This window comes from Lacticaseibacillus brantae DSM 23927, from assembly GCF_001436115.1.
GTDB classification, from domain to species: Bacteria; Bacillota; Bacilli; order Lactobacillales; family Lactobacillaceae; genus Lacticaseibacillus; species Lacticaseibacillus brantae.
In genome coordinates this window covers 551,167-568,178 of the sequence record NZ_AYZQ01000001.1, presented here as the reverse complement: position 1 = coordinate 568,178, position 17,012 = coordinate 551,167, and the positions used below count along the sequence as shown (strand labels likewise).

21 protein-coding genes, 1 tRNA gene and 1 other annotated feature are annotated in these 17,012 nt (G+C 47.9%); of the genes, 17 read left to right on the top strand and 5 right to left on the bottom strand.

Annotated features, from left to right (window positions below):
- Positions 1-55 precede the first annotated feature (55 nt).
- The 5 genes from FC34_RS02770 to FC34_RS02750 all read left to right on the top strand — a co-directional run bounded on the left by FC34_RS02770 (position 56) and on the right by FC34_RS02750 (position 4,665).
- Complete coding sequence (locus tag FC34_RS02770) at positions 56-2,188, top strand: peptidoglycan D,D-transpeptidase FtsI family protein (RefSeq protein WP_057893853.1); 2,133 nt, start codon at positions 56-58, stop codon at positions 2,186-2,188.
- A gap of 208 nt (positions 2,189-2,396) precedes the next feature.
- Positions 2,397-3,059: a rhomboid family intramembrane serine protease gene (locus tag FC34_RS02765; RefSeq protein ID WP_057893852.1), complete on the top strand. Its 663-nt coding sequence runs from the start codon at positions 2,397-2,399 to the stop codon at positions 3,057-3,059.
- Positions 3,059-3,295 (top strand): YqgQ family protein, encoded by a 237-nt coding sequence (locus tag FC34_RS02760; RefSeq protein WP_057893851.1) that lies wholly within the window; start codon positions 3,059-3,061, stop codon positions 3,293-3,295. Before FC34_RS02765 ends, FC34_RS02760 begins: the two co-directional genes overlap by 1 nt.
- Positions 3,285-4,244: an ROK family glucokinase gene (locus tag FC34_RS02755; protein ID WP_057893850.1), complete on the top strand. Its 960-nt coding sequence runs from the start codon at positions 3,285-3,287 to the stop codon at positions 4,242-4,244. Before FC34_RS02760 ends, FC34_RS02755 begins: the two co-directional genes overlap by 11 nt.
- Positions 4,245-4,257: 13 nt before the next feature.
- On the top strand, positions 4,258-4,665 hold the full coding sequence (locus tag FC34_RS02750) for a rhodanese-like domain-containing protein (RefSeq protein WP_057893849.1): 408 nt from the start codon (positions 4,258-4,260) through the stop codon (positions 4,663-4,665).
- 49 nt (positions 4,666-4,714) lie between these two features.
- Here FC34_RS02750 and FC34_RS02745 read toward each other — a convergent pair whose 3' ends face one another.
- Complete coding sequence (locus tag FC34_RS02745) at positions 4,715-4,894, bottom strand: DUF3042 family protein (protein ID WP_057893848.1); 180 nt, start codon at positions 4,892-4,894, stop codon at positions 4,715-4,717.
- 63 nt (positions 4,895-4,957) lie between these two features.
- Between FC34_RS02745 and miaA the strand changes: the two genes are divergently transcribed.
- The 4 genes from miaA to glnA all read left to right on the top strand — a co-directional run bounded on the left by miaA (position 4,958) and on the right by glnA (position 8,993).
- Complete coding sequence (gene miaA / locus FC34_RS02740; protein ID WP_057893847.1) at positions 4,958-5,887, top strand: tRNA (adenosine(37)-N6)-dimethylallyltransferase MiaA; 930 nt, start codon at positions 4,958-4,960, stop codon at positions 5,885-5,887.
- Complete coding sequence (locus FC34_RS02735) at positions 5,888-7,144, top strand: methionine gamma-lyase family protein (protein ID WP_057893846.1); 1,257 nt, start codon at positions 5,888-5,890, stop codon at positions 7,142-7,144.
- Positions 7,145-7,280: 136 nt separating this feature from the next.
- Positions 7,281-7,625: a MerR family transcriptional regulator gene (locus FC34_RS02730; protein WP_057893845.1), complete on the top strand. Its 345-nt coding sequence runs from the start codon at positions 7,281-7,283 to the stop codon at positions 7,623-7,625.
- 27 nt (positions 7,626-7,652) lie between these two features.
- Entirely contained in the window at positions 7,653-8,993 is a 1,341-nt protein-coding gene (glnA, locus tag FC34_RS02725) for a type I glutamate--ammonia ligase (RefSeq protein ID WP_057893844.1), read from the top strand.
- 36 nt (positions 8,994-9,029) lie between these two features.
- On the opposite strand, the gene FC34_RS02720 is transcribed toward glnA, so the two are convergent.
- From FC34_RS02720 to FC34_RS02715, 3 genes are all read right to left on the bottom strand, one after another.
- The gene (locus tag FC34_RS02720; protein ID WP_057893843.1) at positions 9,030-9,863 is read right to left on the bottom strand and encodes a class I SAM-dependent methyltransferase; all 834 of its coding nucleotides are present in this window, start codon (positions 9,861-9,863) and stop codon (positions 9,030-9,032) included.
- Positions 9,864-9,938: 75 nt separating this feature from the next.
- Positions 9,939-10,076, bottom strand: a complete 138-nt coding sequence (locus FC34_RS09595; RefSeq protein ID WP_157052207.1) for a hypothetical protein — start codon at positions 10,074-10,076, stop codon at positions 9,939-9,941.
- 37 nt (positions 10,077-10,113) lie between these two features.
- Positions 10,114-12,495, bottom strand: coding sequence for a Xaa-Pro dipeptidyl-peptidase (locus FC34_RS02715; RefSeq protein WP_057893842.1), 2,382 nt, complete (start codon positions 12,493-12,495; stop codon positions 10,114-10,116).
- 223 nt (positions 12,496-12,718) lie between these two features.
- Here FC34_RS02715 and FC34_RS02710 point away from each other — a divergent pair.
- A tRNA-Arg gene (locus FC34_RS02710) sits at positions 12,719-12,792 on the top strand.
- 62 nt (positions 12,793-12,854) lie between these two features.
- A complete protein-coding gene (locus FC34_RS02705) occupies positions 12,855-13,109 on the top strand; it encodes a hypothetical protein (protein ID WP_057893841.1) in 255 nt (84 codons plus the stop codon).
- 90 nt (positions 13,110-13,199) lie between these two features.
- Here the strand turns inward: FC34_RS02705 and FC34_RS02700 are convergent, their stop codons facing one another.
- A complete protein-coding gene (locus FC34_RS02700) occupies positions 13,200-13,439 on the bottom strand; it encodes a hypothetical protein (RefSeq protein ID WP_157052206.1) in 240 nt (79 codons plus the stop codon).
- Between the two features lie 66 nt (positions 13,440-13,505).
- Here FC34_RS02700 and FC34_RS02695 point away from each other — a divergent pair, with 66 nt between their 5' ends.
- From FC34_RS02695 to efp, 6 genes are all read left to right on the top strand, one after another.
- Complete coding sequence (locus tag FC34_RS02695) at positions 13,506-14,114, top strand: TetR/AcrR family transcriptional regulator (protein ID WP_057893839.1); 609 nt, start codon at positions 13,506-13,508, stop codon at positions 14,112-14,114.
- Between the two features lie 51 nt (positions 14,115-14,165).
- Positions 14,166-14,235: a sequence feature (ribosomal protein L21 leader region), on the top strand.
- Between the two features lie 27 nt (positions 14,236-14,262).
- Positions 14,263-14,574 carry a 50S ribosomal protein L21 gene (rplU, locus tag FC34_RS02690; protein WP_057893838.1) on the top strand — a complete coding sequence of 104 codons (312 nt, stop codon included), beginning with the start codon at positions 14,263-14,265 and terminating at the stop codon, positions 14,572-14,574.
- An 11-nt stretch (positions 14,575-14,585) separates the two neighbouring features.
- Positions 14,586-14,927 carry a ribosomal-processing cysteine protease Prp gene (locus tag FC34_RS02685; protein WP_057893837.1) on the top strand — a complete coding sequence of 114 codons (342 nt, stop codon included), beginning with the start codon at positions 14,586-14,588 and terminating at the stop codon, positions 14,925-14,927.
- A 29-nt stretch (positions 14,928-14,956) separates the two neighbouring features.
- A complete protein-coding gene (gene rpmA / locus FC34_RS02680; RefSeq protein ID WP_057893836.1) occupies positions 14,957-15,247 on the top strand; it encodes a 50S ribosomal protein L27 in 291 nt (96 codons plus the stop codon).
- 66 nt (positions 15,248-15,313) lie between these two features.
- Positions 15,314-16,372 (top strand): M24 family metallopeptidase, encoded by a 1,059-nt coding sequence (locus FC34_RS02675; protein WP_057893835.1) that lies wholly within the window; start codon positions 15,314-15,316, stop codon positions 16,370-16,372.
- 76 nt (positions 16,373-16,448) lie between these two features.
- Positions 16,449-17,012 (top strand): elongation factor P, encoded by a 564-nt coding sequence (gene efp, locus FC34_RS02670; protein WP_057893834.1) that lies wholly within the window; start codon positions 16,449-16,451, stop codon positions 17,010-17,012.

Here is a 17,012-nt window from a genome sequence, read left to right as displayed (position 1 = left end):
GGTATAATACTCATATTAACACGCCGTTACCGTGCAGTGACAAAGGAGTCTCGTTTTGAAGTATATTCGCACGCCAAAACCTAAACGCGAAAAGTCTCAAATCCCTTTTCGTTTGAATTTCTTATTTTTCATTGTTTTTTTGTTGTTCGCCGCATTGGTTGGCCAACTGGCTTACCTGCAAATTCTCAATGGTAGCCGGTTTGTCGCTGAAGTTGACCGCACTGATAAATTAGTCGTCACGGGGAATGTGCCCCGGGGCTTGATTTTTGATAGTCAAGGGCGGCCTTTAGTGACGAATAAAGCGAATAGCGCCATCACATACACCAAGAGTGTGGGTGTGACTGGCGCACAAATGCGTAAGTTGGCTGATAAATTGGCCACGTACATTTCTGAACCAACCGACGGCTTGCAGCCACGTGATTACGCAGACTACTACTTGGCTGATGATGATTATGCCAAGGAGATTACGACGCACCTCTCCAAAGCCGATCAAGCACTAGCCACAACCAAGCCGACTGATTTCTACACGGCCCAAGTCGATTATGTGAAAGCCCATCTACCTGCCGACAAAGCCAAGGTGGCGCAGGCGGCAGCAATTTTCAAAATCATGAACGGGGCGACACAGCTCTCAACGGTTTACATCAAAAGTGAGAATGTAAGCGAAACTGAAGTCGCGACTGTCGGCGAAAACCTGACCTCAATGCCAGGGATTAATCTGGGCACTGATTGGCAGCGCAATTACCCGAATGGCGATTCGATGACCAGTATCATCGGGCGTGTGTCGACCGAGAAGGCCGGGTTGCCAGCTGACGGGTTACAGACCTACTTGGCGAACGGCTATGCCCGTAACGACCGTGTCGGAACCAGCTACCTGGAGAAAGAATACGAAAATGTTCTTAAAGGGGCTAAGAGTCAGACCCAAGTCGAAGTCGGCAATAACAATCAAATTGTGCAGCAAATCCAAGAATTTAAGGGCCAACAAGGCGCTAACCTGAATTTGACCATCGACTCGGCATACCAGGCTAAAGTCGAGGCCATTCTCAAGTCCACCTTCAAGCAAGCGTTGGCAGCCGGGAATGCGACTTATTCTGATGGCGCCTACGCAGTGGCCATGGATCCAAAAACTGGGAAAATTCTAGCCCTGGCGGGTGAGAACCAGAATATCAAAACCCATGAACTGACTGATGATGCTCTGGGCGCGATTAATCGCGTGTTCGTTATGGGGTCTGCCGTAAAGGGGGCAACTGTCTTAGGTGCGTTGCAAGATGGCGTCATCTCCGTTAACAATAACACCCTTTCTGATGTGCCAATCTATCTTCCTGGCACGCCGGTGAAGAAGTCCGTGTACCCAGTGGGGACCTTCTCATCCTTGGATGCCCCAATGGCATTATCCGTTTCGTCTAACATCTATATGATGCGTTTGGCGATGGCTGAAGGTCATGCAAAGTACAGCCCATCGAACTACCTGAGCTTAGACAACGATATTTTCACCAAAATGCGGAAGTATTTCTCTGAGTTTGGCTTAGGCCAGGCAACTGGGATTGATTTACCCGGCGAAGCCAGCAGCTTTCCCGGGCCAACCAAGAGTTCCGATGGTAAGTTAGCCGTTGGGTCGGCGTTAGACTTGTCGTACGGGAACTATGATCCCTACACGTTGATTCAGATGGCTCAGTATATTTCGACTATTGCGAATAATGGTTACCGGATGCAACCCTACCTAGTTCAGTCCATCAGTCAAATGTTAAGCGATGGCTCAAAGGGACCAATTCTCTCCACCACCCAACCTAAAGTCCTTGCCAAAGTTGGCTCGACCCAATCGCAGATTGATTTGGTGAAGCAGGGAATGTGGCAGGTTGTCCACGGGACAAACGGTTGGACCACCGCCACGCCATTAAATACGCTCAACCCAGGGGTTGCCGGCAAGACTGGGACGGCCCAAACGTTTACGCGGGTTGACCCAGATGATTCGACTTCTAAGCAAATCGAAACGACGACTTTGAGTTTCGTTGGATTCGCGCCAGCAAAGGATCCCAAAATTGCCATTGCGGTCGTCGTTCCTAACTTACAAAATGATCCTGAAGGTTATAATTTGACGATTGCCAAGCAAATGTTCAGTGATTATTATGCCATGAACAATATCAAAGCAGATTCCAGTTATTCCGCGCATCAAACTTCTATTAATGGCTAGGCAGCGCTTTAAAAAAATGCTACACTACTACAAGAATAGCTGGTATAAACCAGTTTGAGGAATACCTTGTGGCTGTCTGACACCAGCCAGTTTGGATGGTGGCGTCAGTGCGCAGTGGATTTAGTAATAATCAAATGCCAACACCCTGAATCGGGTTTTGATTTGGGGTGTTGCGTTTTGTTATGACAGACACAGAAAGGATGACTTGATGAGGCGATTAAACAACATGCCCTACGTCACGTATGGGCTGTTAGCAGTGACAATCATTGTCTTTATCTTGGAAGTGTTAGCGGGGGGCTCTCAAGACAGCTTAGTACTGTTAAACTTTGGGGCTCGGTACAACTTGTCAATTCTGCAAGGTCAGTGGTGGCGTTTCATCACCCCAATGTTCTTGCATATTGGCTTGATGCATCTCGTCGTTAACGCGGTTTCGCTCTACTATTTAGGGTTAATGACTGAATCCATTTTTGGTCACTGGCGCTTCTTAGTAATCTATTTAGCGAGTGGGATTGCTGGTAACATTGCCAGTTTTGTTTTTAATCCAAATAGTCTCTCAGCTGGTGCCAGCACGGCAATCTTTGGGTTGTTAGGGGCTTTCTTATTGCTGGGTGATGTTTTCAGGGACAATGTCGCGGTACGGCAGTTGTCACGTCAATATCTATTACTAGTTGGCTTGAACTTAGTGTTCAATCTGTTCTCGCCAGGGATTGACATTAGTGGGCACATTGGTGGCTTAGTCGGTGGCTTCTTAGTTGCTGGTGCCGTCGGGGCCCCAAACTTAGGCGAGATTTCAGTCAGTCGTCGGTGGTTGACCGGCGGGCTGTTCGTATTGGCTGCAGCGGCGCTACTGGTGCTGGGGTATCGCGGCTAATGAAAACTTATTATGATATTTTGCAGTTATTAAAACGTTTCGGCACTTACATTCATGTTGGCGAACGGTTGTGGGATATCGAGTTAGCCGCACTGGAGATTGACCGTCTGCACACCGCAGGCATGATTGATCATAAGACTTATTCAACGGCCAAAATTATTTTGCGGCATGAACATGAGCAAGAAGAAAAAACACCTTTAAATTCACAATTACGGAGGAATCAGCATGGCAGATAAGAAATTAATCGGGGTCGACCTTGGGGGCACGACCGCTAAGTTCGCAATTTTAACTTTGGATGGCGACATTCAACAACGGTGGAGTATTGATACCAATATCTTGGATGAAGGTAGTCATATCGTGCCTGACATCATTGATTCGATTAATGAACATCTTGATTTGTACAACATGCAAGCCGCAGATTTTGTTGGAATCGGGATGGGTTCGCCTGGCTCAGTTGATATTGAAGCTGGCACAGTCACAGGCGCGTTTAACCTGAACTGGAAAACCAAGCAAAACGTTAAAAAAGATATTGAAAAGGGCACTGGGATTCCATTTTCTATCGATAACGATGCCAATGTGGCTGCTTTAGGTGAACGCTGGAAGGGTGCCGGTGATAATAATCCTGATGTCACCTTCGTTACCTTGGGTACTGGTGTTGGTGGCGGGGTCGTCGCTGACGGTAACCTGTTGCACGGGATTGCCGGTTCCGCTGGTGAACTAGGCCACGTCACTGTTGATCCTAATGGCTATCTTTGTACCTGTGGGAAGCATGGTTGCTTAGAGACTGTTGCCAGTGCCACTGGTGTGGTTCGCGTGGCTCGGGATATGGCCGAAGAATTTGCTGGCAACTCGAAGTTAAAAGAAATTCTTGACGACGGCGACGAAATCTCTTCAAAGATTGTTTTTGATTGCGCCAAAGAAGGCGACAAGTTAGCCCTCATGGTAGTTGATAAGGTCAGCTACTACCTCGGCTTAGCCATGGGTAACGTGGGTAACATGTTAAATCCTAAGTATATCGTCATCGGCGGTGGGGTTTCTGCTGCTGGGGACTTCTTGTTGACTCGGGTCGATGCTTACTTTAAGCAATTCACGTTCCCAAATGTCCGCGAAACCACCAAGTTGCGTTTGGCAACGTTGGGTAATACTGCCGGAGTCATTGGGGCAGCCTCATTGGCATTGAAGTAGAGGAGTCGAGACATTGCTGAGTATTTTACTGATTATCGTTGGTGCTGCGCTCATTTTATGGGCCGGCAACTGGGGCTATCTTGCCTGGCAGAAACAACAAGTCCGTGCCATTGGTGGCGAGATCGATGCCGCAGAATTTGAAGCGGATATGCGCAAAACGCAAATCATTGACTTACGTGAAAAGAACGAATTCGATGCTGGCCACATTCTCGGGGCGCGCAGCTTACCGTACACGCAGTTGCGCGATCGCATGGCTGAATTGCGAAAGGATTTACCAGTTTACCTTTATGATACAACTGGGTCCCTGTCGGTGCGGGCCGCTCGACGGATGCAAAAAGCTGGTTTTGAGAAGGTTTCCTGGTTGAAGAAGGGCTATAATGAATGGTCCGGTAAAACCAAAGCTAACAAAAAAGTCGACTAAAAAAGCGTTGTGACAAAACATGTTTTGTCACAACGCTTTTTATTTTGGGTTAGCCTTGGTGGGCTGATAAACGCTTGCGATTAGCTTTCTTGCGGTTATCGTTGATTTCATCAACCTTGGTTTCAACAGGTTCGATGTAACGCTTCTTGAAAGCAAAGACACTGCCGGCAACGGCACTGATTGTCATTAGCGTCCCGACAAAGAATCCTTTGGCAAATTTGTGTTTCATGAAAAACACCTCCAATTGCTGAACTTTGTTGCTAATTTCATTATACTAGATTCAGGTGATGAAATGAATAATAACAAACCGAAAGTGCTCATGGTTGTTGGACCAACAGCCGTCGGCAAAACAGATTTAGGTGTCCACTTAGCGAAGAAATTTGACGGTGAGGTCATTAATGGTGACGCGTACCAAATCTATCGCGAGATGGCGATTGGCACGGCTAAAGTCACGCCGGCTGAAACGCAAGGTGTTCCACATCATTTAGTTGATTTGGTGTCCGTGCGCGATCCGTTCTCAGTCGTCGAGTTTAAAGCTAAAGCTACGGCAGCCATTGCGGATATTACCATCCGAGGCAAATTGCCCATTATTGTCGGCGGAACGGGATTCTATTTAAACGCACTCAGGCTTGGATTACCCTTGGGTGGCGCCGCGCCGCCAACGCCATTGCGTGCCAAGTTGCAAACTGAATTGGCGCAAAAGGGTGACCAATGGTTGTGGCAGCAGCTGAATGCCGTGGATCCGGCGGCAGCGGCCAATATTCCGCCAGCCAATACCAGGCGCGTGATTCGGGCGCTTGAAGTGATTGCGACTGGCCAACTTTTTTCAAATCAGCCAGAACCACTGGTGCCGTTTGATACTGATGTGATTGGCTTAGAAACTGAGCGCGCCTTGTTGTATGAGCGGATTAATCACCGGGTGCTGGTGATGATGCAAGCCGGGTTAGAGGCCGAGGTCCGTGCTGTGCTGCGGGAAGCGGGACCGGACGCGCAGGCGCTTAAGGCCATCGGCTATAAAGAATTTTTGCCGTATTTTGCCGGTGAAACCAGCCTAGAAGATGTGGTGGCGACGATTCAAAAAAACTCGCGGCATTACGCCAAGCGGCAATTAACGTATTTTCGGCACCAAATGCCGACGCACTGGTTTGATTTATTACAGCAACCAATGCAATTGAACGCAATTGAAACTCAGGTACAAACCTGGTTAAACGGAGGAGAATAAATGGGGTATCGTGATAATCTAGATCCGAAATTATTGAAGGTTCTTGAGCAAGTTGATCAACAAATTCAGCCGCAATTAGCGACTATTGATGAGCAGGTGCTCGACAATCAAGCTAAAGTGCTCCAGGCTTTCAGAGATCATCATGTGGCTGAAAGCTATCTGAATGGCTCAACCGGCTATGGCCACAACGACGAGGGGCGCGATGTGCTTGAAATGATTTTTGCGCAAGTGCTGGGTGGCGAAGATGCGCTGGTCCGGCCACAATTTATTTCAGGCACGCATGCCATTGGTGTCGGTTTGCTAGGCTTAGTGCGGCCCGGTGACGAAATTCTGTATATTACCGGTGAACCCTATGACACGATTCAAGAGGTCCTGGGCATGGCTGGAGATGGCGTGGGCAGCCCAACTGAATATGGGATCAAAACGGGCTTTGTTGAGTTGACTGCGGCGGGTGAAGTCGATGTGCCAGCCGTTCAAGCCCGCCTGGCTAGCAAGCCTAAAGTGGTTGCTATTCAACGCTCTCGAGGCTATGCGACCCGTGATTCTTTTACCATCGACAAAATTGCAGCTATGATTGCAGCGGTTCGGGAAGTGCATCCGGACGCGTGGATTTTCGTTGATAATGCTTATGGTGAGTTCTCAGAGACTCGGGAACCGCTGGATGTCGGGGCTGATCTCATGGCGGGTTCGCTGTTCAAAAATGCCGGCGGTGGTATTGTGCCCACCGGTGGTTACATTGTCGGCCGTAAGGATTTGGTTGAGCGAGTGAGCTATCGTTTCACTGTGCCTGGCCTTGGTGGTGCTGAAGGGGCGACCGGGTCGGCTTTAGCTGGCATGTATCAGGGGTTATTTATGGCACCCCAAGCAACCGGAATAGCCATTAAGGGGGCAATCTTTGAAGCCGCATTGCTGGCAGCCTTGGGGTTAACGGTCAGCCCAAGTTGGGATGCGCCGCGAACTGATATCGTCCAAACAGTTAATTTTGGAGCTAAAGACCCGATGGTGAAGTTTGCAGAAGCCATTCAGCGGTATTCGCCCATTGATTCTTTTGTCACGCCTATTCCTGAGCGAATGGCTGGTTATGAAGATGAAGTCATTATGGCCAGTGGGACTTTTGTTCAAGGCTCGACGATTGAGTTCTCCGCTGATGGCCCAATTCGGCCGCCATACACGCTTTATCTGCAAGGCGGCTTGACGTATGCACATATTAAATTAGCGATTCTAGGGGCGGCCCAAGATACCTTCTTTAACGACTAGCCTCGCAATGGGACTCGACAGATGGTCGGGTTCTTTTTTTATAAACAAGGCACTGATGTCAGATAATCTGACATGATTAATTGACAGGCCTTTTTCAGATTGGTATCATGAAGCACATGAGAAGGAGGGCTGGGTAATGACTGAGATTCACGATGTTCGTCAGCGGGCTGTTCTTCCGATTGGTACAGTTATTGCGCTCACTGAATTGAGTGCCCGTCAGATTCGCTACTACGAGAAACAAGGACTTATTCAGCCGCAGCGTAATGCCGGCAATCACCGGCTTTATGCATTGGTCGACGTAGAAGATTTACTTGCGATTAAGGCACAATTGGCCAGTGGGTTGACGCTAGGCGAAATCAAACGCCTGCAAGATCAGAGTGTTCCACATCCCAGTGATGCGGAAGCTCGACAGATGTTGCGTGAGGAACTCTTGAATCAAAGTCGTTTTACCCCAGCCCCTCGAATCAAACAAGGCTTTTAGCCACTACATAATAAAGGAGCAACCCTTATGGCCAAATCAGAAATCACTGCAGATCAGATTCGTCAGATTGTCAAAGATGAGAATGTTCAATTCCTTCGGTTGATGTTTACCGACGTCAACGGCATCATCAAGAACGTGGAAGTGCCCATCAGCCAACTTGAAAAGGTGCTTAATAACAAGATTGCCTTTGACGGTTCTTCAATTGATGGTTTTGTCCGGATTGAAGAGAGTGACATGCTACTCTTCCCAGATTTGAACACCTGGTTACTTTTCCCATGGGAGAATGATCACGGCAAGGTTGCGCGTCTGATTTGTTCGATTCATCGGCCTGATGGCTCACCGTTTGCTGGTGACCCTCGGAATAATTTGATCCGCATCCTGGATCAAATGAAGGCTGCTGGTTACAGTGCTTTCAATATTGGACCAGAACCCGAATTTTTCTTATTTAAGTTGGATGAAGATGGCCATCCCACATTGACATTGAATGATAAAGGCTCGTATTTTGACTTTGCGCCTCTCGATTTAGGTGAAAATTGCCGCCGGGACATCGTCTTAGAACTTGAAAAAATGGGCTTTGAAGTTGAAGCATCTCACCATGAAGTGGCCCCAGGTCAGCACGAAATTGATTTCAAATACGCTGATGCCCTGAAGGCAGCGGACCAAATTCAAACGTTTAAGTTAGTCGTTAAGACGGTAGCGCGGAAACACGGTTTGTATGCGACCTTTATGCCAAAGCCCTTACATGGGATTAACGGGAGCGGGATGCATATTAACATGAGTCTCTTCAACGAGACTGGGAATGTTTTCTTTGATGAAAACGGCGAAGACCAATTGAGCGAAACCGCGATGCATTTCTTAGGTGGTTTGTTGCAACATGCTCGTGGGTTGACGGCGATTAACAATCCTACTGTTAATTCATACAAGCGATTGGTGCCTGGATTTGAGGCGCCAGTCTATGTGGCTTGGTCGGGGAAGAACCGCTCACCACTGATTCGGGTGCCACAATCTCGGGGCTTGTCGACTCGCTTAGAATTGCGGAGCGTTGACCCAACTGCTAATCCATATCTGGCAATCGCTGCAATTTTGGAAGCTGGCCTCAACGGGATTGAACATCAGGTCACACCAGAAGAAGCGGTTGATCGGAATATTTACCGCATGCAAGACGATGAACGCAAGGCCAATCACATTCAAGATTTGCCATCTACTTTACACAATGCCTTGAAGGCACTGGCTAACGATGAAGTCGTCAAAGGTGCGTTGGGGAATCACTTGTATCAAAGTTTCATGGATTCTAAGGACTTAGAATGGGCGGCGTATCGCCAAGAAGTCTCTGATTGGGAACGTGAACAATACTTGGAACTTTACTAAAAAAACTTGGATCGCCCGATGGCGGTCCAAGTTTTTTTAGTGATCTTGCAGTCGAAACCAGAAGGTGTTTAACGGTACGGTGCGACCATGAATTAAGGCCACCTGATCGGTGAGAAAAGTCGCGATTTCAGGGGAGGCGCCCCGATTTATCACTTTGTCAGGGGTAAAAGCACTTTGAACGTAGCTGACTTCCCACTGGCCATCCTGCATGGCCGGATCAACCACTACACCCTGATCGGCAACGGTCAGTTGCAGCTGTCTGGCCAAATCGTTGACTTGAGGTTTGGTGATTAGCGTGCGAATGTTGGCTTTTGAGTGCGGACTGAACAAACGGAGCTGGCCCTGAACGCTGGCGGCGATATAGTGATTTTGCTGAGCCGCTGCAGTCATTTCAAGGTCCCATTCGGCTAACAGAATCTCTGAGCTGAGCGCTTTGGCGACGCGCAGTGTTTCAGCGAGTTGGGCCAATGAGTCGAAGTACCACAACGAATGGGCCAACACCACGCGATCAAAGTGAGTCTCATTCAAAAAGTCTGTCCCTTGGCTGATATCGCGATTAAAATAGACCCGCAACCGTGGGCCGTAGTCAGTGGCCAGTAAGGCATCAATGGCTTGACCGATTGTGTAAGGTGCGCCGTAGTCTCGGCTGGCGATATCGACGCCGGTGACCTGCCCAGTGGGGCCGACCGCATAGGCTAAGGCTGCGAGCATATCGCCTTGGCCGGACCCAATTTCAAGAATGTGTTCGCCCGGTTGAATCTGCCAGGCGTCAATCAGGGCCAAGCGATGAGTCGTTTGGACGGCCTGAATGTCACTGGTCTCATCGTGTAACATGTGCGCTAGAATTGTGTTAACTGCAGGATTTGCCATATAGTGCCTCCTTAAGGCTTAAAAAAAACAGCGGTGCCACAAACGATTTGTTTGTTGGGGCCGCTGTTTGTCTGACTATTTGAGGGCGAACGCGACAAATGCAGAAATGATTAAGAATAAGACTGTCGTTTTGTCGTAACCCATGAAGAAGACAACAACGGCAATAATCAACGCGATTAATGCAATGATACGTTTAATCGGAGATTTAGTCATCGTACACACCTCGATATCATAATTTTCTTTGTTCCCGCTACTTATATTGTGGTAGCGTAATTTGACTTTGCTGCCAATCGAAATGGAAAGCGACGGCCTGATCTGGTTGGATGGTTTGCGCCATATCCGCCCCGTGGATAATCAGCCCCAGTTGGCGACCAGCCGGAATGTGGTAATGAGTAGGCTGCAAGTCGAGATGAATCGTGAATGGTTCATCGGGAATTATTGTAGCACTTGTGTAACTATTGGCTTGGTTTTGGAGATTGATATGGCCAAAGGAAATGAGCTTAACAGCTGTTGGTTTAGCCGCCGGTTTAAACTCTAAAATATTATCGGTTTTGTAATCGTAAGCCAACTGATAGCCTTTACCGGCGACAATCGCCGGTGTTTCAGTAAACCGGGTCGCTGGGCCGAGATCAACTAACCGGACGCTTAAGATGCCTGTCGGTTGATCGATACTCAAACGTAAATCGATGCTTGGCGTACCTTCAAGAATTAAGTCATGGGTCAATTGGGGTAACGTCAGCACTAATCGGTCATTGGCATACTCGCTCTTCGGTTGGATAATCGCGCGCTCAAAAGTGGCGGGAGTGTCAGCGGCTTTCACATATGTGGCCTTGGCACCATCGACAAAACTATCACTAGGCCGGTCGAATGCCACCAGCGGTGTTTTGACAACGGTCACGTCGGGATTAAGTTCCCCAAAGTTTGCGACTGTGTCCCAGGTTTCAGCTTTCAGATTGTCTTGAATGGTGACATCGGGCAACACGGTATCTGCATGGTTATCGACACCGAGCAATTCGTGACTGAGCCACAGGTTCATCATATCGGTGAAATCTAATGAGAGAATGTTGTTCAAATAGACATGTTGACCTTGATGCAGGAACAACTTCTTAGCCACCGGCAGGTCTTGAATGCCCTCCCAGAATTTAATCACATTCTTTGGTTTGACATTCCAGTCATTTAAGCCATGAACGCTGACAATGTCAGCCGTGATGTTGGCTAAATTGTTGCGATAATTGCGTTCGTCCCACCAGGCGGAATAGTCGCCGGTTTCGCGATCTTGGTCGCGAGTAATGGCAGCTAAATGGGTTTTCCAGGCGGCTTGTACCTTCAAATAGTCGCCGCCTTGCTTTTGTCTAGAAAAAGTCTCTTCGGCCAGGACATCAGCATCTTCACCTTGAAAACCACCAGGAGCAACAACCAGCCCATTTTCACGGTAATAGTCATACCAACTGGAGATGGCAGCTTCGGAGATAATCGTCTTGAGGCCCTTCACGCCGCTGGTGGCAGCCGCGATGGCCAAGGTGCCCAAATACGATTTGCCAGTCATGGCGACATTACCATTGGACCACCAAGCATCAATCGTGATGCCATCGGTCCGATTCGTAAAGGCCTGACGCGCGCCAGTCAGCCATTCAATTACGGCCACGGCAGAGGCGGTTTCATCCGCGCCACCTGTGCTCCGAAAACCATCAGAACCGCGAGTGCCAATCCCGCCAGAATAGACGACAGCAAACCCTCGCGCCAAGAAGTAATCATTCAAGCTATAGATGCCATTTTCTGCGCCGTAGACCTCAACTGTCTGGGATGAACCAGTGATGGTCTGACCAGTTAGGTTCTCCGATGCCGCTGGTGTATAGCTCACGTCAGCCTTGGAATGGCTGGTGGTCTTAACCTTAAGAACATTCTCGGCTTCGTGGGTAAGATCTGGCTTATCATTGGTTCCATGGAAATAAGGATTAGCCGTGAAAAGAGTAGGGACTTTGAGTCCAACCCCGGTGGCAGCAGGTCTGAAAATGGTTGCTTCTAATAAATCTTTTTTGCCATCGTGATCAGAGTCTAGGTCAGATTCAATCCACACAACTTCGCGTAAGACTTCATCAGGATTAAAGGTTTGTTGGACCTTACCATTAAAAATGACGAAGCCCGGATTTTTATGGAATTGCTTAAAGAAGCCACGGTTAGCCAAATCGTCAAGATAGTTGACGAGATGAGGGGTTCTAGTAGTTAAAAGTAAATAAATTGCGTTGACGAAATCTTCTGTGGTCTGAATGTCGGCCGCTACATAAGGTAATTTAGTTTCATCCATAAATTTCTGCGGAGCGTCTAAATCAAAATCGGTGCCGGCTTCAAACCCCAAAAGTTGGAGAGCCGCTGTGTAAAAAGCAGATCGGGAAATGTGCGTCGGGTTTGTTGCCAACCAAGAGGCTAAGTCTTGGTCTGCGGTGACGGCAATCGCCGCCATTGCTTCATGTTTAGCTGTTTTTGAGTAAGCTTCAGGGAAAAGCTTTGGATAGACGATTTGAATACAACGATTAAGCTCTTGAATGGTCGAATTGAGCAGGCCAATCTTAGCTAATTCCTGACGCTTTGTCGCTAAATCGGGGTCTAAGCGCGCAAACTGATTCAATTTCATCACAATGCCTCTATTCTTAAAATATGATTAAATTTAGTGTACTGACATCGCCCAGGAGTTGCAAGCACTTTCCTGATTGATGCGACCAGACGAAAAAGGGGCCCCAGACAAATGATTAGTTTTGTCTGAGACCCCTTGCCCCTGCCAAGGACCATAGTATACCATTGCGTAATTAGCATTGACAGGTAACTAGCGTGTTACCTATACTAAAATAGTTCTAATCGTTGCAGTAGCTCAGTTGGATAGAGCAATGGTCTTCTAAACCATCGGTCATGGGTTCGAATCCCATCTGCAGCATTTTCTGCCGCGCTGCGCTAGTTGGATGACAGTGCGCCAAATATAGGAGATAGGTGATTATAATGAAGAAAAAAACGATGAAACAAATGCTTAAGGCCAAGAAACAAACTTTCGAATACTTCTACATTACCTTTACTGATGGCACAACCTTTGAATTACCAGTCGATGTCACTGAAGACAATATGAAGAACCACGATACCTTATTGCAGCAACTTCGCGACAAACGCGGCAGTCTTACAGCCGCTGACGGTCGCGAATATAATTTCCGCGATGTGGTCCGGTATGAATTTCAAGCTACGAAACGCCAAGCTAACTAAATAGGTTTCAGCGGTTGAAACAGCGGCAAAAAAAAGAGCCTTTGACATCATTGTCAAAGGCTCAAATGATTCCAAGATGATTGCCCTAAGTTAAACTGTGCGCGCCCGCCAGAAATAGAGGCCGGTGACGACGAGAATCATCACAATGAAGTAGCAGATGGTAAACCAGCTGATTAACCCAAAGAAATGACTACTGATAAGGGTCAGTCCAAGGATAATAACCACATCGACGACCAAATTCAGCGGATGATTAATCTGGGTTGTGGTGACAAATAACAACCCAGCACTGAGAATTAAGACCATTAAACTAGCAAGTAACGTTGCAAACACCTCCTGGCGAAAGTATAAACGAAGAACCGGTGGTCAACAAGCAACCAAGGAGCAGGAGGCATTTTTTTGGCTACTGAAACAGATCGCCGAACGCTAAAGACGCGCGGACAACTCTATCAGGCGTTACTCGCGCTTTTGAATCAAACCCATGATTTTGATCAATTGACAGTTGCTTTGATTGCCCAAACGGCAGGTGTGACACGGAGTACTTTCTATCTGCACTATCCTGATAAAGCGACGTTTTTGGACGCTGCCATCGAAACGGCCTCCAAAGGTCTCTTTGAAGCGTGTGTCACTTACACTTATTCAGATCAGTATGCTGACTATCCGGTCTTTAATTTGCAGCGCGCATTCTTTTATTTGAGTCAGCACCGCTTGGACCTGCTCGCGTTAATCAACGTTGACCGTGAAGGCTTCTTGGCCGGGTTCAAGCAACTCTTGATGGGGTATATCAACGAATTCACGAGAATTAACGCAATCCCAGACATCATTAATCACTTGCCACTGGAGATGTTAACCCGGTTCTTGAGTACCAATTTCATCGATTTCGCGTGGCGCTGGGCGATTTTAGAAGATCCAGAGTCACCAATGGCACTTGCCCAGTTGTTTAAAGAAATCAGTATGTTGCATATTCCGGGTGCCGAAAGTCTGAATGGCTTTTTTATTGGCGAATAGCTTGCCAAGGACGCCAAGAATTGATATACTCATTTCGTTGTATTTGTCACCCCACGACTGCAACCGCTCATCATTAGGTTTTAAAGCATAGCACCTAATTTGGCGAGTACTCAGGGGATTAAGCCTTAGGGCATAGGAGGTGCACAAGATGTACGCAATTATTAAGACAGGCGGTAAGCAATACAAAGCTGAAGTAGGCGAAGCACTTTACGTTGAAAAGCTTGAAATTGAAGCTGGCCAAAAAGTTACTTTTGATCAAGTAATCCTCGTCGGTGGTGAAGGCGATGCCAAGATTGGCACACCAACCATTGATGGCGCAACGGTTACTGGGACGGTTGAAAAGCAAGGGCGCGAAAAGAAGGTTGTTACCTACAAGTACAAGCCTAAGAAGCACAGCCATCAAAAGAAGGGTCACCGCCAACCATATACAAAGGTTGTTATTGACGCAATCAACGCCTAAGAAGGGTAAAGATGATTAAGTCTGTTATTGAACGTGATGAACAAGGGAATATCGACCGTTTCACCTTAACCGGCCATGCCGATTCTGGTGATTACGGTAAGGATATCGTGTGTGCGGCGGTGTCAGCTGTTTCAATCGGTGCCGTTAATGGGATTGAAGCCCTCGCAGGCTTTGAACCGACCGTCGATGCTGATGAAGTCAACGGTGGTCATTTACAGATGACTGTTGATCAGGAACTGACTGGCGAGCAGATGCATATTGTCCAGATTATTCTCGAGAACATGGTGCTTTCTTTGCAAAGTATCCAAGCGCAATACGGCGATTATCTCTCACTTGAAACTAGGCAAAAATAAAAAACTCACTGTTTCGGAGGTGTACGAATATGTTAATGATGAATTTACAATTCTTCTCTCACCATAAGGGGGGCGGTTCAACCTCTAACGGCCGTAACTCTGCTGGTCGTCGTTTGGGAAGCAAGCGTGCCGATGGTCAATTTGTTGTCGCTGGTAATATTCTTTACCGTCAACGCGGAACAAAGATTCACCCAGGTGAAAACGTTGGCCGTGGTGGTGATGATACCTTGTTTGCTACTGCTGATGGGATCGTTAAGTTTGAACGGTTCGGTCGCGATAAGAAGAAGGTTTCCGTATATCCAGCCGCTAAAGCTGAATAATTATGGATGAGGGTATCCCGGCGACGGGGTACCCTTTTTGTTCATATTCAGGTGGGAGGGATTCAAATGACACGCATTGCGCAACTTCAGCAACAAATGGCCAGACAGGCGCTCGACGGTATGGTCGTCACTGAGCAGAGTAATGTCCGGTACTTGACAGGTTTCACTGGTGAAGAGACTTACTTACTGGTCACGCCAGATGCCGCCTTACTGATTACGGATAGTCGCTTTGTTGAGCAGGCCAAACTGCAAACTAAGACGCCATTTATGACTCAGACGAAAGGGCTGACAGCAACGATTGCCGACCTAATCGATCGCGACGGATTACACCGGATTGGCTTTGAGGATACCGTGAGCTACAGTGATTATGCGGCGATGTCCCAACATGGGACTTGGGTGGCTACCACCAACTTGGTCGGCCAGATTCGCGAAGTGAAGGATGCAGGCGAAGTTGCCTTATTGCAAAAAGCCATTGATATCACGATGCTTGGTTATGAACATGTGATTGCAACGATTCGGCCGGGAATGACGGAACAAGCGGTGGCCAATGATCTAGAGTTCTTTATGCGCGAACAAGGGGCTGAGGGCGTTGCCTTTGAAACCATCGTCGCCTCTGGTGCCCGTGGCGCCATGCCTCATGGCGCCGCTACGGACAAAATCATTGCTGTAGGTGATGTGGTTACCTTGGACTTTGGGGCGCAATACCAGGGATATATGGCCGACATCACGCGGACTTTTGCCGTGGGTGCACCCGATACGCGCTTAATTGAAGCGTATCGAATTGTTTTTGCGGCCCAACAGGCAGGCGCCAAAAGCTTGGCTCCAGGTGTCACTGGTCAAGCCATCGACAAAGCGACGCGTGATGTGATTGACACGGCTGGCTATGGCAAGTATTTTGGGCACGGCACCGGGCATGGAATTGGGTTATCAATTCACGAAGGGCCCGGCGCTTGGCGGCCGTATAAGCACGCCAATCAGGCGACTGGTAACGTTGAAACGATTGAACCCGGGATTTATTTACCTGGGATTGGTGGCATCCGCATTGAGGATGATTTCCTCATCACTGCAGCGGGAAGCCGGCAGCTTTCACCCCAAGCACCACCTGAACTTTTAATCATTAAATGATACCAGCAACAGCTTGCAAGACCGTAGTGTGCTTGCTATAGTTGTTGTAGGTTTTAAACGACAATGGAGGATTCTCATGATTTCTGTAAATGACTTTAAAAACGGCTTAACCATCGAAGTCGATGGCGACTTGTGGCGCATTGTTGAATTCCAACATGTTAAGCCAGGTAAGGGGAGCGCTTTTGTGCGTTCAACCTTGAAGAACTTGCGGACTGGTGCCGTTCAAGAAAAGACCTTCCGCTCCACTGAAAAAGTTGAAAAGGCACAAATTGACACCAAATCAATGCAATACCTTTATGCAGATGGTGACAGCTACGTATTCATGGATACTGATACCTATGATCAATTGACCTTACCAGGTGACGAAATTCGGGATGAATTGAAGTACTTGAAGGAAAACATGACGGTTTCAATTATTATGCACGGTGCAGAAACCTTGGGACTTGAAGTACCGAATACCGTTGATTTAGAAGTGACCGCTACTGACCCTGGTATTCGTGGGAATACGTCATCAGGTGGTTCCAAGCCAGCGACTCTTGAAACTGGCTTAGTGGTTCAAGTGCCATTCTTTATCAATGTTGGCGATGTGTTGACGATTAACACGACAGACGGTTCGTATATTTCCCGCGCGAACTCATAA